The organism is Orbaceae bacterium lpD01, from assembly GCA_036251705.1.
Taxonomy (GTDB): Bacteria; Pseudomonadota; Gammaproteobacteria; order Enterobacterales; family Orbaceae; genus Utexia; species Utexia brackfieldae.
Window position 1 is genome coordinate 961,027 of record CP133959.1, and the last position, 17,459, is coordinate 978,485.

A 17,459-nucleotide genomic window follows, 5' to 3' on the forward strand; every position below is an offset into this window, starting at 1 on the left:
ATTTACTAGCATTTAAACAAGGCTTTGTAGGATATTCAGTAAAGTGTTAGCTTATTGTTAATCATCCTTATTTGATTGTAGGTCTGCTTCATATTCCAGTAAATCTGCGGGTTAGCAGTTAAGGTATGCACAAATAGCAGCCAATGTTTCAAATCGTATCCCTTTAACTTTCCCTTGTTTTAAAAGAGATAAATTAACTTCGGTAATACCAATCGCGGCAGCCAAGTCTTTGGACTTCACTTTTCGCATTGCCAATATAACGTCTAACCTTATAACAATAGGCATAATAGATCTCTCTCAAACAAAGGATTGGTTTTCAATGTATACAGTACTGGCTTGTCCTAGAATTCGAGCAATAATATAAAAACAAGCTGAAAGAAATAGTGCAATGATATCTTCAGAACCCAATCCTAGCGTAATCATTCTGTGACCAATGGGGGCATTCATTGTCATCCAATAACTGGTAGCGGGCTGACATAAAAAGTTTAAGATCACCCATAGCATCACAAATTTACCAACGCGTTCGAGATAAAGCGCTGCCTGTTCAGAAAAATACTCTTTTCTGGCATATAATCGAAAAAGTTTAAATAGACTTAAAGCCGCTAAAACCAGTGTTAAGAGCGGCAGGCTTGAAACGACAATACCACCAAAACGTTGCCATAACAGCAGATCGATTATTTCAACCCCAATCATTTTTGCTATAGAAATACTGAACGAAAAGCCAAACCATGAATAAGCAAAGTCAGGCCAAAGCCAGTAAATCACATTAATTAGCAGTATCAGAACCATTAGAACCAAAGTGGCTACTGCCATATACTGACTAAAACGTGCCAAACGTTGAGATTTCTCTTTTTGTACCGGATATTGTGACGATTGCATATATTTTTCTCCTTAAGTAAATGATAATTGTTTTATAATTAAAAATTATCGTAATTCAATAATTATTTATCGAAATTTAATTTTTTGAGGGTGTGGTTATTTGAGGTACACAACGAGTAGTGTTGAAATATATTGTTAATTCAGATAAAGGTCAGATATTTCAAGGTCTATTTGATAAGCAAAATTGTGCTAGGCTAAGTATCGATTCAAAACCCGGCAACGTGATAATAAAAATTGAAAGCTTGGAAAATAATAATATAGCTAAAAATATTACCGAGATTCTTTTAGATAAAATTAAAGGAGCATATTAATGGAATATAGAGATATTCATGGTGAGTATGCAACTGAAAAAGAATATTTAATCGCAGGTGATCAAATATTAGATAAAGCAATAGCAGCTTTTGAAAGTGCGGCTACCAGATTTCTGTTGATGTTAAAAATGATGCGAATGTGAGAGTAAGTTATACTCAACATATTCAAAGAGTGGTAACAGAAATCACCATACTTGTTAATTGAAAAAATTTCAGTTAAAGGGGCAGCTGAATTTTGTTATGAAATGAGAAATCAGATTATGGTTAAGCATAGAAAATATACTTCAGTGCAAGAACTCGCTAAAGCAGAACAATATAAAGCAGCGCCGAAATCATTAGATGATTTAATGAATAAGTATGCTCAAAAAATTGTCTAAAATTTCTCGGCTAATCTCATTAAGGTAAACTAAGACAGTGATTACACACTTCATTGCAATTTTCTAAACGCAATAAAATAAAGCCATCATTGAAGGATGGCGGCAGCATTACTGCGGTGATGATATTACACCGCAGTTATATTGAATGTATATAAGTCAATTAACGAGCTGGACAGCCAGTAAAGAGGCGGCGGATATAGGAGCGATTATAGGTATTAATCACCTGACCGGTTTTGATATTATACTCTTGATAATAGCAATAAACATTGAACGAATCTGATTGCGTCCACGCTAACCTAATCGCGGTAGCTGGCACAGGTGCTGATCCACTTATTTTTTTAGCATATGATGGTGAAGATATCAACATTATAGCTAAAATAGCACTAACAATTAAAATCAATTTTCTCATGTCACTCTCCTTTTTGATTGTTTAGGTTAAAAATACAGCAGTTGAGATAAATTTTAAATCATTACAAATTGTAAGTCATTATAAATTAAAAAAGAATTTTCCAAATTGCCTAATAAGAACTAGGTTATATCCCAAAAAGGCGGATGCATAAAACCAACGATAAAATAGCATTATGACTATTGAGAGTTATAAAGTTATAGCGTTAAGGTGATTTCATCGACATTTTTTAAGTTGTCATCAACTTGCCATATGAACACTTGGTTGTTAAGGCTGAGGCAAGCGTATAACTTGCTTGTCATTAACGATGGGGGGGAGAATAGTTGATTAGAATGCACATAATAACCATTGAGCTCGGTATTGTTAAAATAGTTATAAGCATATAAATCGCGCCAGCCTCAATTAGTTGGCGCAATATCAACCCAAGATCGCTGGCGGTCACTGAGCAATAAACCGCTGATCCAGTATATAGCTATTCATTAATCCGCGGATGCTGATCAACCAGACGGCTGCGCTGTTTCTGCAGGTCTTCAATCTGGGCGTCGAGATCTTCAATCTTATTCTCAATATGATCTTCGTGTTCGCGCAGAATCTCCTTAGCTTCCTGAATATCCGAGGCGGCCGGGGTGGCGCCTTTTAGGGGACGATTAGCGGTCTCTTTCATGGTGAATCCGGTGACCACACCAATAATCGCCACGGCCATTAGATAGTAGGCCGGCATCATTAAGTTATCAGTTACCGCCACCAGCCAGGCTGCCACAGTCGGCGTTAGACCCGCAATCAATACTGAGATATTAAAGGCGATAGCCAGCGCACTGTAACGGATCTCGGTGGGGAACATGGCAGGTAAAGAGGAGGCCATCACGCCGATAAAGCAGTTAAGGATCACCGCCAGAATTAGCAGACCGGCAAAAATTAGCCCCAGTACATCACTGTTAATCAACATAAATGCGGGTATCGAGCAGATAAACAGCAGAATGCTGCCACCTAGAATAAACGGCCGACGGCCAACTCGGTCACTCGTCAAGCCAATAAACGGCTGGACAAATAGCATTCCTACCATGATAGCGATGATAATGAGTACGCCATGGTCTTCAGAGTAGTGCAGATTGTGTGACAAATAACTTGGCATATAGGTCAGTAGCATGTAGTAGGTGACGTTGGTCGCCAGTACAATTCCGATACAGACCAGCAGTGAGCGCCAATGTTTGGCCGCAATCTCTTTGAAAGACACTTTCGGACCCTCTTGCAGACCCTGACGATCGCCTTGTTCAAGCTGCTCAACATGCTGTTGGAACGCTGGCGTCTCTTCCAGTGCATGACGCAGATATAGGCCGATAATTCCTAACGGCAGCGCCACAAAGAAGGGGATACGCCAACCCCACTCAAGAAAATTGGCTTCGCCGACAATGGCAGAGATCAGCACCACCAGACCGGCGCCCAGCACGAAGCCGGCAATCGAGCCGAAATCCAGCCAGCTACCCATAAAGCCACGTTTACGGTCAGGTGAGTACTCGGCCACAAAGATCGAGGCACCGGTATATTCGCCGCCGACTGAGAAACCCTGGGCGATTTTACACAGTAATAGTAAGATCGGCGCCCAGATACCGATGGTTGCATAAGCCGGAATCAGACCGATAGCAAAGGTACTAATCGACATGATGATAATGGTAATAGCGAGTATTTTTTGGCGGCCATATTTATCGCCTAGTCTACCGAAGAACAGACCACCCAGCGGGCGAATCAAGAATGGTACCGAGAAGGTCCCCAAAGCGGCAATCATCTGCACAGCCGGGTTGGCATCGGGAAAGAATACCTTACCTAGTGCGTAAGCCACAAACCCGTACACGCCGAAGTCGAACCACTCCATCGCATTGCCCAGTGAGGCGGCGGTAATGGCTTTACGCAGCTTACTATCATCAATGATAGTCACATCACGTAGTGTGATAGGTTTTACTCTTTTTTTCCTTTTAAGCATAGTTATCCTCGTTAGTTTTATCATGAGCGCATGCTCAGGGTCGAATAAAATTAGTTTAAATCATTTAGGCACAATTAATCAAATAGTTAAAATTTTGAGCAGTGATTGTCTAAGTCATCATCCTCTCATGCTATCTATCCAATATAAAGAATATATTTAGTTTATGCATGCTATTGATGCAATCAAAGCAATCTATATTAAGACGCTGACCTATTAGGCTTTTATCTAAGCATAAAAAATCACCCTAACTGAATGAATCAAAATAATTTTTGAAATTAAGATTTCCTTAATCTTTATCGCGTTAAATAACCGGGTAAAACAACACAAAGATTTAATTAACAAGGAATGAAATATGAAGAAATTAACCTTGGTCTGCCTAATTACCACATTATGTCTTTCAGGTGCCACAATGGCCAAGTCCCATCCGCAAGGTGGATTTAATGATGGCACTATGCATCCTGAGTTAAGTGCCGGTGGTTTTCAAGGTGGGTTAGTTTCAGCCAATACGGTTGAGCAAGCTAAACAGCTGCCGGATGATGCCTGGGTTGTGTTAAAAGGCCATATCGTCAAACAGACCGGTAAAGAAGAGTACACCTTCCGCGATAGTACTGGCGATATTCAAGTTGAAATTGATCGACATAGATGGCGCGGCCAGACTATTAACCCAGATGATGTAGTGGAAATTGCCGGTGAGATAGATAAAGACTGGAACTCGATTGAGATTGAAGTCAAAGAGATTAAGTTGGTGACGGCTACGCCGGCTAAGTAGTGATAGAAAGTGTATTTGCGAATAGACCGCCTTTGAGCGGTTTTTTACGTTTGGATTTTCGCGGAGTGATATTTTTTTAATTATCACTATTTCTAAATAGGCATAAAATTTGATGCTATTGGCTATCCAATCTTGAAAAAATAAACCGCTAGCGCGGTTTATCCCATCACTCAATACAGTTATTCCTATTTATCATCTCTCTTTAACAGCGGCATAGCGACAAATATCGCGGTTAACAGAATAAAGGTGGCAAAGGTATAGGCTTTGGCTTGACCATTCATCTTATTAGCCCACATCGAGAAGTATTCGCCGCCAATTACCGCAAAGCCAAAGTACCAGATCAGGACGGCAATGACGGCGCCAGCCAGATAAATTACCTGACCATTAACAAAACGCGCTTTTTTGATGGAGGCAAACATCGTCAGTGAACCTATCATACACACGGTGCCGGCCACCAGTTCACCGATAATAATCAGCCAATAACCGGCCAGATGCAGCGTTGGGCTCTCAATCGCCCGCGAGGTGATGGCAGTGCTGCCAGAGAAAAACGGTTCCATGGTATTCATCGACAGTACGCTATTGACAAAACCATAGTTAGTCTGAAAATCGATAATATTGTCGTAACCTACGATCAGACAGAAAAAACCGACCATCAAGGCGACTGTGGCTTTTAATAGCTGCTGCGTGGCGATTACATCGAATTTACTTTTCATTATCACTCCATATTAATTGTTGTTTTAAGACTTGGCTAATAACCTAGTGGCGACGCTGCTAGATAATGGTATCTTGATGCCGCATATTAGAAGGCAAGCTGCTCGTCTATCTCAAGCTATAGGCCATGGAAAGATGATTCACTTGCCGATGAACAGCCTATTCAGTATAACGGGTTAACCATAAAAATAAATAATCTGAGTGATTAGCGTTGGGGGCTTTATTCCGGCATGGCTGGTATAGACGGTTTTTCTTGTTGGGGACGTCATGTTTTAGTCAGTATGACTGAATATAAGGGAAATTGATTAAGCCAGCACGCATTTTGGTAGGCAGAAGGTCGCGAAATCAATATAATAGCTGATTCGATTGCAAGCGAGTTTGGGTAAAAAACCATTTTAATCAGGGGGGTCAACAGATATGGAACAGAAACAATTTGCCGATATTTTTCTTTTAACCAATGCTAATAAATTACCGAGTGATAAAGTCTATTTGCTCAAAGATAAATTAAGCTACATGCCAGAAGAGAGACAAGTGAGTATTCAAAGTCTCAGTTTAACCGACCCGATGGTGATACTGATTATCTCCTTACTATTTGGCTGGTTAGGACTCGATCGTTTTATGCTGGGTGATATTGGTCTGGGCATCTTAAAGCTGATTTTAAATCTACTATTTATCGGCATGATCTGGACGGTGATTGACTGGTTCCTGACTTATAAAAAAACCAAAGAGCGCAATTTTCAAAAAGTGATGCAAGTGATCTAAATGATCAAATTACTCTCTCTTTTATGATGACGATTTCCCAGCATATTGATTGAATTTAGCGCGATAATATTGCCGGGAAATTTTAGCGTTTACTTCATTAAATCGGCTATTTCAGTATAGTCGCTATTTTCAATAATAAAAACATCACTTATTCCCTCTGCTTCTTGGTCATTATTTCTGGTGGCAACCCGGTTTTTGAGTAGTAAACCGTAATACTTTTTATCTTCTGCATTTTCATAAATGTGAAGTGCAATACTATTTTTCTGTTTAGTTTCAGTCCCCTGAAAGTGATTGATTAATTCGGCAAATTTTTTTCTGGAAATGAGATTGGTTAAGGTCGATAACGGTATTTCTGGATCTGACAGCGTATTATAAAATTTGTGTTTTATCTTTCCACCGGTTTGTTTATTCTGAAAATAGCTAAACTCATATTTTTTCTGATGTCGCCTTATTACAAAGAGATATATAAATAAGAAGGTCATAATACCAAATGGTATGGATATGATGGCAAAAAATAGTGAAATCAGCAGAATAAAACCCGTAAATATGAGTAATATTCTATTCATACCTTTGGGTTTAAAAATTAGCGGGGAGGCTAAAAAGTAATCATCAAGCGAGTCGGGATATTTTTTCAATTTTTATTCCAAGATGCTTATCAGGAGATAAGTGATGGTGTAGTATTGTTTTTTTGTTTTTCAGGCGCGATTAGATTTTTTAAGGCCCGATAATCATGATTTTCTAAAATCATTACCTCGCTTATAGCGATCTCGTCATCTTCATCATCTAGGGCATATTCTTGGGATTGCCAAAGTAAACAGTAATATTTTGGGCTATTGATCTCTTCATCGACTTCTAAATAGATATTATCGAAATAACGTCGTTCTTGTTCATCAAGCATCGCAATATCATCTGTGTAAATAGGAAAATCATGATCAGCATAAGCTTGATTTTCTGGCTGATCGAGTAATTGAATCAAACGATTAAATCTTTTGTTTAAGAAGCAACTGATAATCTCTTCTTTGTTCATTACATAATTAGCAAAGGGTGCTTCCATGACATCTTCAATCTTATGATTGTTATTTAGATTAAAGAAATAGCGTTGGGGTCTTAGCAGAACAAAAAAGATCAAGATGAATAAACCAATAACGCTAATAATCGGATGGATAAAAAATCCAACAACCATAATCATTAGCCAGAAAATAATCAGAAATCGGGAATAAACTTTTCTTCTCTCAAATTGCTGTGGGTTTTCCTAAAAATATTCAAATAACGAACTTGGTTTTTTATACATACTTTATCTTATTATTTTATTTATGATGATATTGCAAAATCATCGCGGCCAGACCATCATCTTCAGCATAAAAGTAGGCTAGGGGAATCGCTAAGGCTTCAGCGAGTCTGCCGGCAGTATCCAAATTGGCTTCATGAATGCCTTGTTCATAACGGTTGATACGCGTGCTGGCGACAAACTCATCAATACCAGCTAATTTGCCTAACTGTTTTTGGGACAGACCACGTGCCAGTCGGATCTGCTTAAGCCTTGCACAAAATATAGCGCGATATTTATTCATATTAGCTGTCGTTCCTCAGAAATGGCGTTGCTAGAGGTAACGATAATCAGATATTTGTGATAGACTCGATACTACGCATAACGTAGTATGGATCGCTTAACGAGTTAGCTACACCTGTGGTGCTAAGCAAACTCACTGATTGAGTAGTCAGCGCGATGTCGTATGATGGTGATAAGGCTCAGCTGTGATTCCGGTACATTTATGGCGGAAAAGATATTGATGCGGGGTATTAGCGGTCGGCATAAATAAATTTCCCTTGCTTATCTGGCGTGATTCAGATAAAAAGGCGGTCTATTTTTTCAGATCGGTCTTTATGGTTATTTTTAGGTCGATAGTATCAAAAGTGAGCCATATTGAGGTCGCCAATAAGTGACCGGTGTCAAAATTGATACCTTACGGTTTTTTTAGGGTTAAAGCATCAAAATTTGTTTTGTAAGTTATTGAATTTATTCAATTATTTTATCTATTTTGTGATTCGGCTCACAGCGCAGTTTCTGGTTTTTTGATTATAATAGCCCCGATAAATTAAATTCCTAACTTTAAAAAGAGTGATAATACATGAGTCAAAATGTCAAACAAGAAACCGCTTCTGCGGGCGTGATGCCAAAGTGGCGATCGAGCGATACGATCTGGATGCTCAGTTTATATGGCACCGCGATTGGTGCAGGGGTACTATTTTTACCGATTAATGCCGGTGTTGGTGGACTGATTCCTTTATTAGTGATGTTAGTTCTTGCCTTTCCAATGACCTTTTTTGCCCATCGTGCTCTATGCCGTTTTGTTTTATCCGGTAAAAATCCTGATGGTGATATTACCGAAGTGGTGGAAGAAGCGTTTGGTCGCACTGCCGGTAACTTCATTACTGTGCTTTATTTCCTAGCCATTTATCCCATTTTATTGGTCTATAGCGTGGGGATTACCAATACGGTTGAAAGCTTTATGACCCACCAATTAGCGATGACGCCACCACCAAGAGCGCTACTCTCGTTCATTTTAGTGGCGGCTTTAATGCTGATTGTGCACGTGGGTGAAGAGCTGATTGTGAAAGTCATGTCGGTACTCGTCTTCCCATTTATCGCGGTATTAATGATTTTAGGTCTGTTCTTAATTCCAGAATGGAATGGCCTGATTTTCACTGATTTCTCATGGTCAGGTAGCACAGCGGCGGGTAGTCAGGGTATCTGGATGACGCTATGGTTAGTGATCCCAGTGATGGTATTTGCCTTCAATCACTCGCCAATTATTTCATCATTAGCGGTGGCGAAACGTAAAGAGTACGGCGAAAAATTTGCGGAACCCAAAAGTAGCAAAATCATTGCAGCGAGTAATGTGATGATGGTTGTCACAGTTATGTTCTTTGTCTTTAGCTGTGCATTATGCTTAAGCCCGGCTGAACTGTTAGATGCAAAAGCGCAGAATATCTCTATTCTATCTTATTTAGCTAATCGCTTTAATTCACCCGTTATTGCCTATATTGGACCACCAATTGCTTTCATCGCGATGGCTAAATCATTCTTAGGTCATTACTTAGGCGGTAAAGAGGGCTTTAACGGTATCGTGAATAAAGCGTTACGTAGCCGCGGTAAATCGATTGATCAAAAACGTTTAGACAAAATTGCTGCACTCTTTATGTTTGTGACGGCTTGGTTAATTGCGACCCTAAATCCAAGTATCTTAGGTTTAATTGAATCATTAGGTGGCCCAGTTCTCGCGCTGATCTTATTTATCATGCCGATGTATGCGATTCATAAGTTACCGGCATTAGCCAAATATCGCGGTAAGTTAAGCAACGTGTTTATCGTGGTGATGGGATTAATTGCCATTTCAGCGGCAATCTATAGCCTGGCCCATTGATAACCGACTAGACAGAACCTATATATAGAAAGACGATAACAAGTATGAATCTTAAGTTTCATACTTGTTTTTTAACCTATAAAAAACCCTTTAATCAGTTGGCATCATTAAACAACGCTCCCTCTATCATGATGATTGCGTTTGGTTAAGTCAGGTTTCAGGGGAAGCTGAAGAGAGAGACAATCGTGGACTCCGTATTTAATATTTTTAAAATTGGCATTGGGCCATCTAGTTCGCATACCGTTGGTCCTATGTATGCAGCGAAAATGTTTATTGATGAGTTAATTAGCCGTAATTTAATTCAGCAAGTTACCAAACTTGAGGCGGATGTGTATGGCTCGTTATCACTAACCGGTAAAGGTCACCATACCGATATTGCGATTATTATGGGACTGGCGGGTAACCAACCGGATATGGTCAATATTGATGCCATTCCGGGCTTTATGGCGCAAATAGCCCAAACTGCACGTCTGCCTATTTATGATGGTGAGTATGAGGTGGATTTCCCACTTAGCACCAGCATGAATTTCCATTCAAAATTTTTACCTTTGCATGAAAACGGCATGACATTGTCGGCTTATAACGGTGATGCGTTAGTGTTGCAAAAAACCTACTACTCAGTCGGTGGCGGTAAGATTGTTAAGGAAGAAGATTTCGGTGTGCAATCGAATGAAACAGTGCAGGTACCATTTCCGTTCTCAAGCGCTGAAAAGCTGTTAGCGTACTGCTCGGAAAATGCACTGTCTATCTCGAGTATTGTGATGAAAAATGAGCTGACCATGCACTCGTATGAAGAGATTGAAGCTTATTTCACCCGCGTGGGTAACACCATGGAAGCGTGTATTCGTCGTGGTATGAATACCGAAGGTTTACTGCCTGGTCCGTTAAAAGTGCCACGCCGGGCTTTCTCGCTGAATCGTCAGCTCTCATCAATGCCAGATAAAGTGATCTCTGATCCGATGATCTTGATCGACTGGATTAACATGTTCGCTTTAGCGGTGAGTGAAGAGAATGCCGCGGGTGGGCGTGTGGTTACTGCACCAACCAATGGTGCTTGTGGCATCATTCCGGCGGTACTGGCTTACTACCACAAATTTGTGCGTCCAGCCACGCCAGATATCTATATTCGCTTCTTCTTAACTTGTGGCGCGATTGGTCTGCTTTATCAAATGAATGCTTCCATTTCCGGTGCTGAAGTGGGTTGTCAGGGCGAAGTCGGTGTGGCGTGTTCGATGGCTGCGGCCGGTCTGGCTGAGCTATTAGGCGGCAATCCCGAACAAGTGTGTATGGCGGCGGAAATTGCCATGGAACATAATCTTGGTCTGACTTGTGATCCGGTCGGTGGACAGGTACAAGTGCCGTGTGTTGAGCGTAATGCGATTGCGGCGGTAAAAGCGATCAACTCAACACGTATGGCGTTAAGAAGAACAACAGCGGCAAAAGTGTCATTAGATAAAGTGATTGAAACCATGTATGAAACGGGTAAAGATATGAATTCAAAATATCGTGAAACGTCTCGTGGTGGGTTAGCGATTAAAATTCGCTGCGAATAAGCGCTATTTTCTAAACTTGTTACCCTTAACGTTATTGACGTTAAGGGTATTTTTTTGTCGCTAATCTTTTATTGCCGCTTTTTATGGACATTTTTGAGCGACGAATATTACTCTTTGGGATGTAAGTCTGCACCGATCGAGACTTTATGGTGTGCGCCTTCATTGCTCGATCAAGATCAGTCGACATCGCCGGTGAGCACCCGCTGAGCGTCAGCGGCTCAAGCCCATTTTATGCTGATAAATAATTGTTAAAATTTCCAGTGCATATTATTGCGGTGGGTACTGATAAAATCATGCTCAATCGCCGGTTTACTCTCTTCGCTGGCAGAAACGATTTTACGTTTTCTTTTACGCTGATGCTGCTGATTATGGCCAACTTCAATATGGGCGAGTAAATTATTGAGCTGATCTAACTCATCGAGCCCACGTAACACCGAGATTAACGTAGTGAGTGAGACCGATTCACCCAGTTCAATGCGTTTAATCGTGGCAATGCCTACGCCGGATAGCTGCGCTAATTCGCACTGCGATAAGTTTTTCCTGATGCGGGCAATTTTGATACGCCGGCACAACAGGGCAATAACATCTGCATTTTGATCCATGAATATTAACCTAAGGTACCTTTTCGTGACGCTAAGTGTATCTAGTCAGATTCAGATAACACGATCGTTTTCACTCCTTCGTTTTTCCGGTAGACTGACATCGATACCTTGGTGACGGGAATGAGACTATAAAATAGCGCTGCATATTATAGGAGAATCGTGATTACGGCGAGGATCGATAGCACAAAAAACGAATAAATTAAGCGTTATACGCTTATTTTACGTTATCTTGTTGATATTTTAAACGATAACTGTTTATTTTTTTAATTGAGCAGAACAAGTTGGCGCACACTTTTTTATCATGTGCGCTCACTTTTGAAAGTTTAACTTAGGATTCAATTTTTTTATTGGTGTTTTTAAGTTTAAATCCGGCCACCATCAGGACCAACCAGCCAAAGATAAAGGCAAAGCCGCCAATAGGCGCCGTGCCGATATTGGGTAGCGCAAAGCAGGTGATGCCATAGAGGGTGCCAGAAAAGAACACGATCCCGATGATAAACAGACCCGCCGCCAGGCCAAGTAACCGGTTTGGCTGAAAACGCAACCAGATAGCCAGTGCCAGTAAGGCTAACGCATGATACATCTGATACTCAACGCCAAGTTTAAAGATCTCCAGTTGCGGCAGGGTAAGGTGTGCTTTTAAAGCATGAGAGGCTAAGGCACCCAGTATAATGCCGGTCATGCCAAAAAAACCGGCGGCGATTAAACATAATTGACTTTTCATTTTTCTCTATCCTGTTGAGGGGTAGTGAGGGTGGCAAGCCACCCAGTTGGATTATTGGGATATCTCGGTCGCTGACGGCGGTGTGGCCGCTGCTGCAGGTGTCGTCACTGCGTCTGACGTGGCCGTGGTGGTTACCACGCTTTGCGATGTCGGGGCGCCGGTCAACTTACTGCGTAGATGAAAGGCATCTTGGTGCCACAGCCACGCACCGGTTGCGACTGCGCCAAGCAAAATCGCTAGCCAGAACACCAGCCAATATTTTAAATAACGTTTTTTCATCGGATCAATTAGGGTGCGGCTGGCATTTTTCGGTAGCTCGGCCCGTGAGGTCAGCTGGCCGCCAAGAAACAGATTGATTTTTAGCTTACCATTGATAGCCCAGCCAGACGCTTCCAGTAGTGGCCCTAAAGTTCTTTGACGTAGTTTTAACCAGGCCATAATCACTGATGGCCCGGAGATCAATAAAAACAGCGCGACAAACACTAACGGCAGCTGCCACCACTGTAGTTCAAACAGCGAACGCGCAATACTGGCAATCGCGGTACCGATGGCGCCAATGGCTAAACCGATAGCGGCAAAAATCCCCACGCTGCGGCCGATATCGAATTTAGAAGGGGCGGCATCGGCAGCAGGGGTGATGCTCACATTCTGGGCCGCTTTACTGGCCGCATCGACTAACGCCTGATCCTTAGAACCGGCCCATTTATTAATCTGATCTGTAATAAAACGACCAAAGCGCTTATACGGATCCCAAATGGCTTGATGTAGGCTGATCGGTTTGGTGATAATCTTCACCACTCTGGCATCCCAGTCATTACTTTGATTATCAATAAATACGCCATTACGGCCATCGAGTAAGAAATCGGCATCGCCAGCGGTCATCGCCGCCACAATAGTGCGCTTAACCTGACTGCCATCCGCCGGTGGATTTTTGCGAGTACATTCACAGTACATTAAAAACAGTTCGGAGTAGTTAGCCAGGGTGAGATGTTTGCTGACATCAGTGACTGGAATACATAATGAGCAGCAGCGCCCGTCGATATATAACCGGCCACTTTGGAAAGCGGCCCGGCGGTCGAGATCGAAAAAGTCATGGAAAGACACAAAATTCATCAGTAAGCGATAAAGATTTTTATGGTACATGACTAAGCGTTCAACATCCGCTACATCGGCTGCCGCGGCCGGTGTTTTGCTATCTTTATCCGCTAATGCAGCAAATCTGTCGGCCACATCGCTATTTAAGATTTCGGTCGCTCGTTTATCACCGAGTTTATCAATGGTGATGCTCGGCGCTTTGGTCACGGTCACTTTAACTAAGGTCGGTTTGGATTCGACGGCGGTGGCATAAGGTGATAATAACTGAAGGATATTGAGCCACTCTTCATAGGTGAGTTTGGTCTTATCGGCCAGAAAAGCACTCACCAGCGCACCGAAACGTTCAACGCGTAGACGCCAGATAGGATTAATCCCCTGAGTCAGATCTAGCGGTTTATCCGCTTCGACTTTGGATAACGGCAGCTCTGAGAGCGCTTTGTCTTCCAGTAGACCATTTTCAGCGGGGACAATAAACTTTTCATCTACATTTAACGCATTTTGGGCTTGCGGTGCATAGCTGGCGATTTGGGTACGCATAAAATAGTCATCGACTTTATCTTTTAAGCTCTGGACCAGTTGCCAGACTTCCGCGGTATCATCACCCAGTGGCGTGGTGGCTGAGCCCACGCCTTGTTGCCAGGTTAGCCAGCTGCTTAATGAGCTCATAAAGGCTTTGGCAATCTCATTATTGATGCCATCAATACCGCTGACATCTTTGACGCCACCCATCACTTTGACGGCATCATTGATAAAGGCCACAATATCGGCCTCAAATTGAGGATTGGGCGGTAGCACGCCATCACCATTAAACAGGTTTGAAGCATTGAGTAGGGTCGATTGACTGAGATCGGTTTCGGAAATCGCGCTGGCATCGGGTTTATTGATATTATTCAAAATGGCTTTGGCGGTAAAAGCCAGTCGCTGACCTTCGGCAGTCTCGCTATTGATAGCCGATAGCGGCAGTTCGTTGGCACAAGCCACTATCGAATCAAGTCGGGTTAAACGAGGTTTTAGCCAGTTGACTTCATCGATAATATCGGGAATACGGATACGGTCGTCTTTATCCTTATCCAGCAGCGACAGGGTTTTTTGATCAAACTCTAAACCAGAAGCCGGGCAGCTTAAGGCGACCCACAGTTTAGGATCTAATGTATTGAGATGGGCAATATCGTCTGCGGTGGATAAGATGACTTGATCGAGTCCACCAATTCGTTGAAATTTCCATGCATAGCCTTGCGATTTCTGATCCATTGTTGCTCCATTTTCATCTTATGCAAAAGCCGGTTGTCTCATCCTGTTATCGCGCTTATCTGTGCAGATAAAGCGACAGTTCAACGGGCACTTTTTGATTTTGTCTTGCACTGAGTATCGGGCCAAGCCTACCTGAATATCCCAATGAGTTTGACTAAATATTACAATAATCTCGACATTTATACTATATTTTCTATTCTTGCTGTGTGCCGGCTTGTCTTTGGGCTAAAAAAGCATCAATCTCATCCCGCCAGGGGATCGAGGGCTGGGCACCAGAACGGGTTACGGCGATCGCCGCGCCGGCATGGGCATAAGTGACCGCCTCATCCAGGCTTTTCTCTGCCAGTAGTGCGGTAACTAACAGACCATTAAAGGTATCACCGGCGGCAATCGTATCAATAGCGTTGACCTGAAAACCGGCGATTAATCTTCCCTTTCCAGCCACACTGACCCAGGCACCTTGATGACCCAGTGTAATAATCACGGTGGGGATACCTTTTTGATGCAGCGCCTGGGCAGCACTGTCGGCGTCCGTCAAGTTGCTGACTTTTATTCCGGTTAATGATTCGGCTTCAGTCTCATTCGGCGTAATGATATCGATATGCTTTAATATCTTATCGCTTAATTGCGTAGCGGGGGCGGGATTGACGATCACCTGCGTGTGATGCGCTTTAGCCAGTTTAACCGCTGCTTCGATGGTCGGCAGCGGGATCTCTAGCTGGATTAATATGGCATTGGCCGCAGCGATATCTTGTGCGTAATGCACCAGATAAGGCGGCGTGACGGCGGCATTGGCACCGGGATAAACCACTATCTCATTTTCGCCTTGAGCATTGACAAAAATTAAGGCGATACCGGTTTTTTCTTGGGTAATGGTGCTGACTGAAGCAGTCTGAATCTGGTCTTTTTGCAGTTGCTGGCGGATTTGCCTGCCGCCTTCATCCTCACCAACCGCGGCAATTAATTGAATATTGGCACCGCCGCGACCAGCAGCCACCGCTTGATTGGCGCCTTTGCCACCAAAAGCGATTTGATAGTTTGAACCGGTCAGGGTTTCGCCTGGTTTGGGGAACTGTTTGACGGTTAAGATATGATCGATATTAATACTGCCCAAGACGATAAGTTTTTTGATCATTATCCACCTGCCTGTTTATGATACTCACCGTCAGACAGTCTGCTGCGGTAAAGTAATGGGATTGGTATGCTATTATTGAACTATGTTTACTAAGTATATTTATTAAATACGTTTATTCAACTACGATTCTTAAACTACAGTTCTTAAACTACAGTTCTTAAACTACAGTTCTTAAACTACAGTTATTAAATCACAGCTATTAAACCACAGTCCGGATAAGGATGAAAAGGCCTTCATTATCCAGACTGACAACCTGAGCGTCGTGGCTTCAGGCTATCTGCGCTGCCACTGCTTATCCTGATGGTTGTGGCATTTTGTTACTGATCACCAGGCGACTTGATCGCGGCCCACGATTGGCGGTGAGCTTAAAACAATCAGTATTTATCGCTATTTAACGCTAGAATATCAGTGCTTTTACGCTATAATAACAGATTAAAAATCACATTTAATGATGTTGTGTTAATTTGTTAGGATGATCGAATTGATGTATTGGCGATGAATTATACCAAAAGAGATCAAGCTATTTTTAATTGATAGCTTATAATGCGCGCTGATTTTACCAACCAAGAGAGAAATTTTATGTTAAATAATTTAAAAGCCCTCATTCAATATCTATTGCCTAAGCAGCTTTTAACCCAGTTTTTCGGCTGTTTAGCCAGTAAACATTTAGGTGTGGTCACCACCTGGATGATTAAAGGATTTGCCAAGCTGTATAAAGTCAATATGCATGAAGCCAGCGAAAAAAATCCCGAAAAATACCGCACATTTAATGACTTTTTCGCCCGTCAATTAGCGCAGAATATGCGTCCGATTGCAGAAGATGAAAAGGCAGTTGTGATGCCAGCTGACGGTATGATTAGCCAGTTTGGCCGCATTGAAGCGGGCCACTTAATTCAAGCGAAAGGCCACACTTACTCATTAGCCTCACTGCTAGCCTGTAATACGCCAATGGTGGATGCACTACAAAACGGCCACTATATGACCACCTATCTATCACCACGTGATTATCACCGTGTCCATATGCCGTGTGATGGGATCTTACGTGAGATGATCTATGTGCCGGGTTCGCTTTTTTCGGTTAATCAAGCCACGACGGCAACGATTCCGAATATTTTTGCGCGTAATGAGCGCGTAATCTGCTATTTTGAAACTGAATATGGCCCGATGGTGCAGGTGCTAGTTGGTGCAACGATTGTCGGTAGTATTGAAGTCTCATGGCAGGGCGTGGTCACGCCACCGCGCGATGGCGTGTTAAAAAGCTGGCAGTATGAAGATGTTCGTCTGGCTAAAGGCGATGATATGGGCTGCTTTAAACTTGGTTCTACCGTAATTACGCTATTTGCAGAAAATAGCATGACGTTTGCCGATAAAATTGAAGTCGGTATGCAGACTCGTGTGGGTCAGGCGTTTGGGGTAAGGATTTAGTGATGTTGATGAGAAATAATCGGCGGAATAGGTTGGTACGACCACTCTGCATGCTG

Annotated in this window: 18 protein-coding genes; 6 read left to right on the plus strand and 12 right to left on the minus strand. The window is 42.4% G+C overall.

Annotated features, from left to right (window positions below; all coding sequences use genetic code 11):
- Nucleotides 1-111: 111 nt before the first annotated feature.
- Nucleotides 112-285, minus strand: coding sequence for a helix-turn-helix transcriptional regulator (locus RHO15_04335; GenBank protein WVD64746.1), 174 nt, complete (start codon nucleotides 283-285; stop codon nucleotides 112-114).
- Nucleotides 286-297: 12 nt separating this feature from the next.
- Complete coding sequence (locus RHO15_04340) at nucleotides 298-879, minus strand: DUF2975 domain-containing protein (GenBank protein WVD64747.1); 582 nt, start codon at nucleotides 877-879, stop codon at nucleotides 298-300.
- A 310-nt stretch (nucleotides 880-1,189) separates the two neighbouring features.
- Here RHO15_04340 and RHO15_04345 point away from each other — a divergent pair, with 310 nt between their 5' ends.
- Entirely contained in the window at nucleotides 1,190-1,333 is a 144-nt protein-coding gene (locus RHO15_04345; GenBank protein WVD64748.1) for a hypothetical protein, read from the plus strand.
- A gap of 394 nt (nucleotides 1,334-1,727) precedes the next feature.
- On the opposite strand, the gene RHO15_04350 is transcribed toward RHO15_04345, so the two are convergent.
- Both RHO15_04350 and proP read right to left on the minus strand, forming a co-directional pair.
- Complete coding sequence (locus RHO15_04350; protein WVD64749.1) at nucleotides 1,728-1,976, minus strand: hypothetical protein; 249 nt, start codon at nucleotides 1,974-1,976, stop codon at nucleotides 1,728-1,730.
- 469 nt (nucleotides 1,977-2,445) lie between these two features.
- On the minus strand, nucleotides 2,446-3,951 hold the full coding sequence (proP, locus tag RHO15_04355) for a glycine betaine/L-proline transporter ProP (GenBank protein WVD64750.1): 1,506 nt from the start codon (nucleotides 3,949-3,951) through the stop codon (nucleotides 2,446-2,448).
- A 352-nt stretch (nucleotides 3,952-4,303) separates the two neighbouring features.
- Here proP and RHO15_04360 point away from each other — a divergent pair, with 352 nt between their 5' ends.
- Nucleotides 4,304-4,720: a YgiW/YdeI family stress tolerance OB fold protein gene (locus RHO15_04360; GenBank protein WVD64751.1), complete on the plus strand. Its 417-nt coding sequence runs from the start codon at nucleotides 4,304-4,306 to the stop codon at nucleotides 4,718-4,720.
- A gap of 185 nt (nucleotides 4,721-4,905) precedes the next feature.
- Here the strand turns inward: RHO15_04360 and RHO15_04365 are convergent, their stop codons facing one another.
- Nucleotides 4,906-5,433: a DUF2165 domain-containing protein gene (locus tag RHO15_04365; protein WVD64752.1), complete on the minus strand. Its 528-nt coding sequence runs from the start codon at nucleotides 5,431-5,433 to the stop codon at nucleotides 4,906-4,908.
- A gap of 415 nt (nucleotides 5,434-5,848) precedes the next feature.
- Between RHO15_04365 and RHO15_04370 the strand changes: the two genes are divergently transcribed.
- Nucleotides 5,849-6,193, plus strand: coding sequence for a TM2 domain-containing protein (locus RHO15_04370; GenBank protein ID WVD64753.1), 345 nt, complete (start codon nucleotides 5,849-5,851; stop codon nucleotides 6,191-6,193).
- Between the two features lie 89 nt (nucleotides 6,194-6,282).
- Here the strand turns inward: RHO15_04370 and RHO15_04375 are convergent, their stop codons facing one another.
- From RHO15_04375 to RHO15_04385, 3 genes are all read right to left on the minus strand, one after another.
- A complete protein-coding gene (locus tag RHO15_04375) occupies nucleotides 6,283-6,828 on the minus strand; it encodes a hypothetical protein (GenBank protein ID WVD64754.1) in 546 nt (181 codons plus the stop codon).
- 20 nt (nucleotides 6,829-6,848) lie between these two features.
- On the minus strand, nucleotides 6,849-7,376 hold the full coding sequence (locus tag RHO15_04380) for a hypothetical protein (GenBank protein ID WVD64755.1): 528 nt from the start codon (nucleotides 7,374-7,376) through the stop codon (nucleotides 6,849-6,851).
- Between the two features lie 124 nt (nucleotides 7,377-7,500).
- A complete protein-coding gene (locus tag RHO15_04385) occupies nucleotides 7,501-7,764 on the minus strand; it encodes a helix-turn-helix transcriptional regulator (GenBank protein ID WVD64756.1) in 264 nt (87 codons plus the stop codon).
- A 558-nt stretch (nucleotides 7,765-8,322) separates the two neighbouring features.
- Here RHO15_04385 and RHO15_04390 point away from each other — a divergent pair.
- On the plus strand, nucleotides 8,323-9,618 hold the full coding sequence (locus RHO15_04390) for a serine/threonine transporter (protein WVD64757.1): 1,296 nt from the start codon (nucleotides 8,323-8,325) through the stop codon (nucleotides 9,616-9,618).
- A 185-nt stretch (nucleotides 9,619-9,803) separates the two neighbouring features.
- Nucleotides 9,804-11,171 (plus strand): L-serine ammonia-lyase, encoded by a 1,368-nt coding sequence (locus tag RHO15_04395; GenBank protein ID WVD64758.1) that lies wholly within the window; start codon nucleotides 9,804-9,806, stop codon nucleotides 11,169-11,171.
- A 248-nt stretch (nucleotides 11,172-11,419) separates the two neighbouring features.
- Here the strand turns inward: RHO15_04395 and RHO15_04400 are convergent, their stop codons facing one another.
- The 4 genes from RHO15_04400 to rbsK all read right to left on the minus strand — a co-directional run bounded on the left by RHO15_04400 (nucleotide 11,420) and on the right by rbsK (nucleotide 15,978).
- Entirely contained in the window at nucleotides 11,420-11,773 is a 354-nt protein-coding gene (locus RHO15_04400; GenBank protein WVD64759.1) for a helix-turn-helix transcriptional regulator, read from the minus strand.
- A 328-nt stretch (nucleotides 11,774-12,101) separates the two neighbouring features.
- Entirely contained in the window at nucleotides 12,102-12,497 is a 396-nt protein-coding gene (locus tag RHO15_04405) for a DUF423 domain-containing protein (protein ID WVD64760.1), read from the minus strand.
- A 51-nt stretch (nucleotides 12,498-12,548) separates the two neighbouring features.
- Nucleotides 12,549-14,843 (minus strand): hypothetical protein, encoded by a 2,295-nt coding sequence (locus RHO15_04410; GenBank protein WVD64761.1) that lies wholly within the window; start codon nucleotides 14,841-14,843, stop codon nucleotides 12,549-12,551.
- Nucleotides 14,844-15,036: 193 nt separating this feature from the next.
- The gene (gene rbsK, locus RHO15_04415; GenBank protein ID WVD64762.1) at nucleotides 15,037-15,978 is read right to left on the minus strand and encodes a ribokinase; all 942 of its coding nucleotides are present in this window, start codon (nucleotides 15,976-15,978) and stop codon (nucleotides 15,037-15,039) included.
- 579 nt (nucleotides 15,979-16,557) lie between these two features.
- On the opposite strand from rbsK, the gene asd reads away from it, so the two are divergent.
- Nucleotides 16,558-17,403 (plus strand): archaetidylserine decarboxylase, encoded by an 846-nt coding sequence (asd, locus tag RHO15_04420; GenBank protein WVD64763.1) that lies wholly within the window; start codon nucleotides 16,558-16,560, stop codon nucleotides 17,401-17,403.
- Nucleotides 17,404-17,459 lie beyond the last annotated feature (56 nt).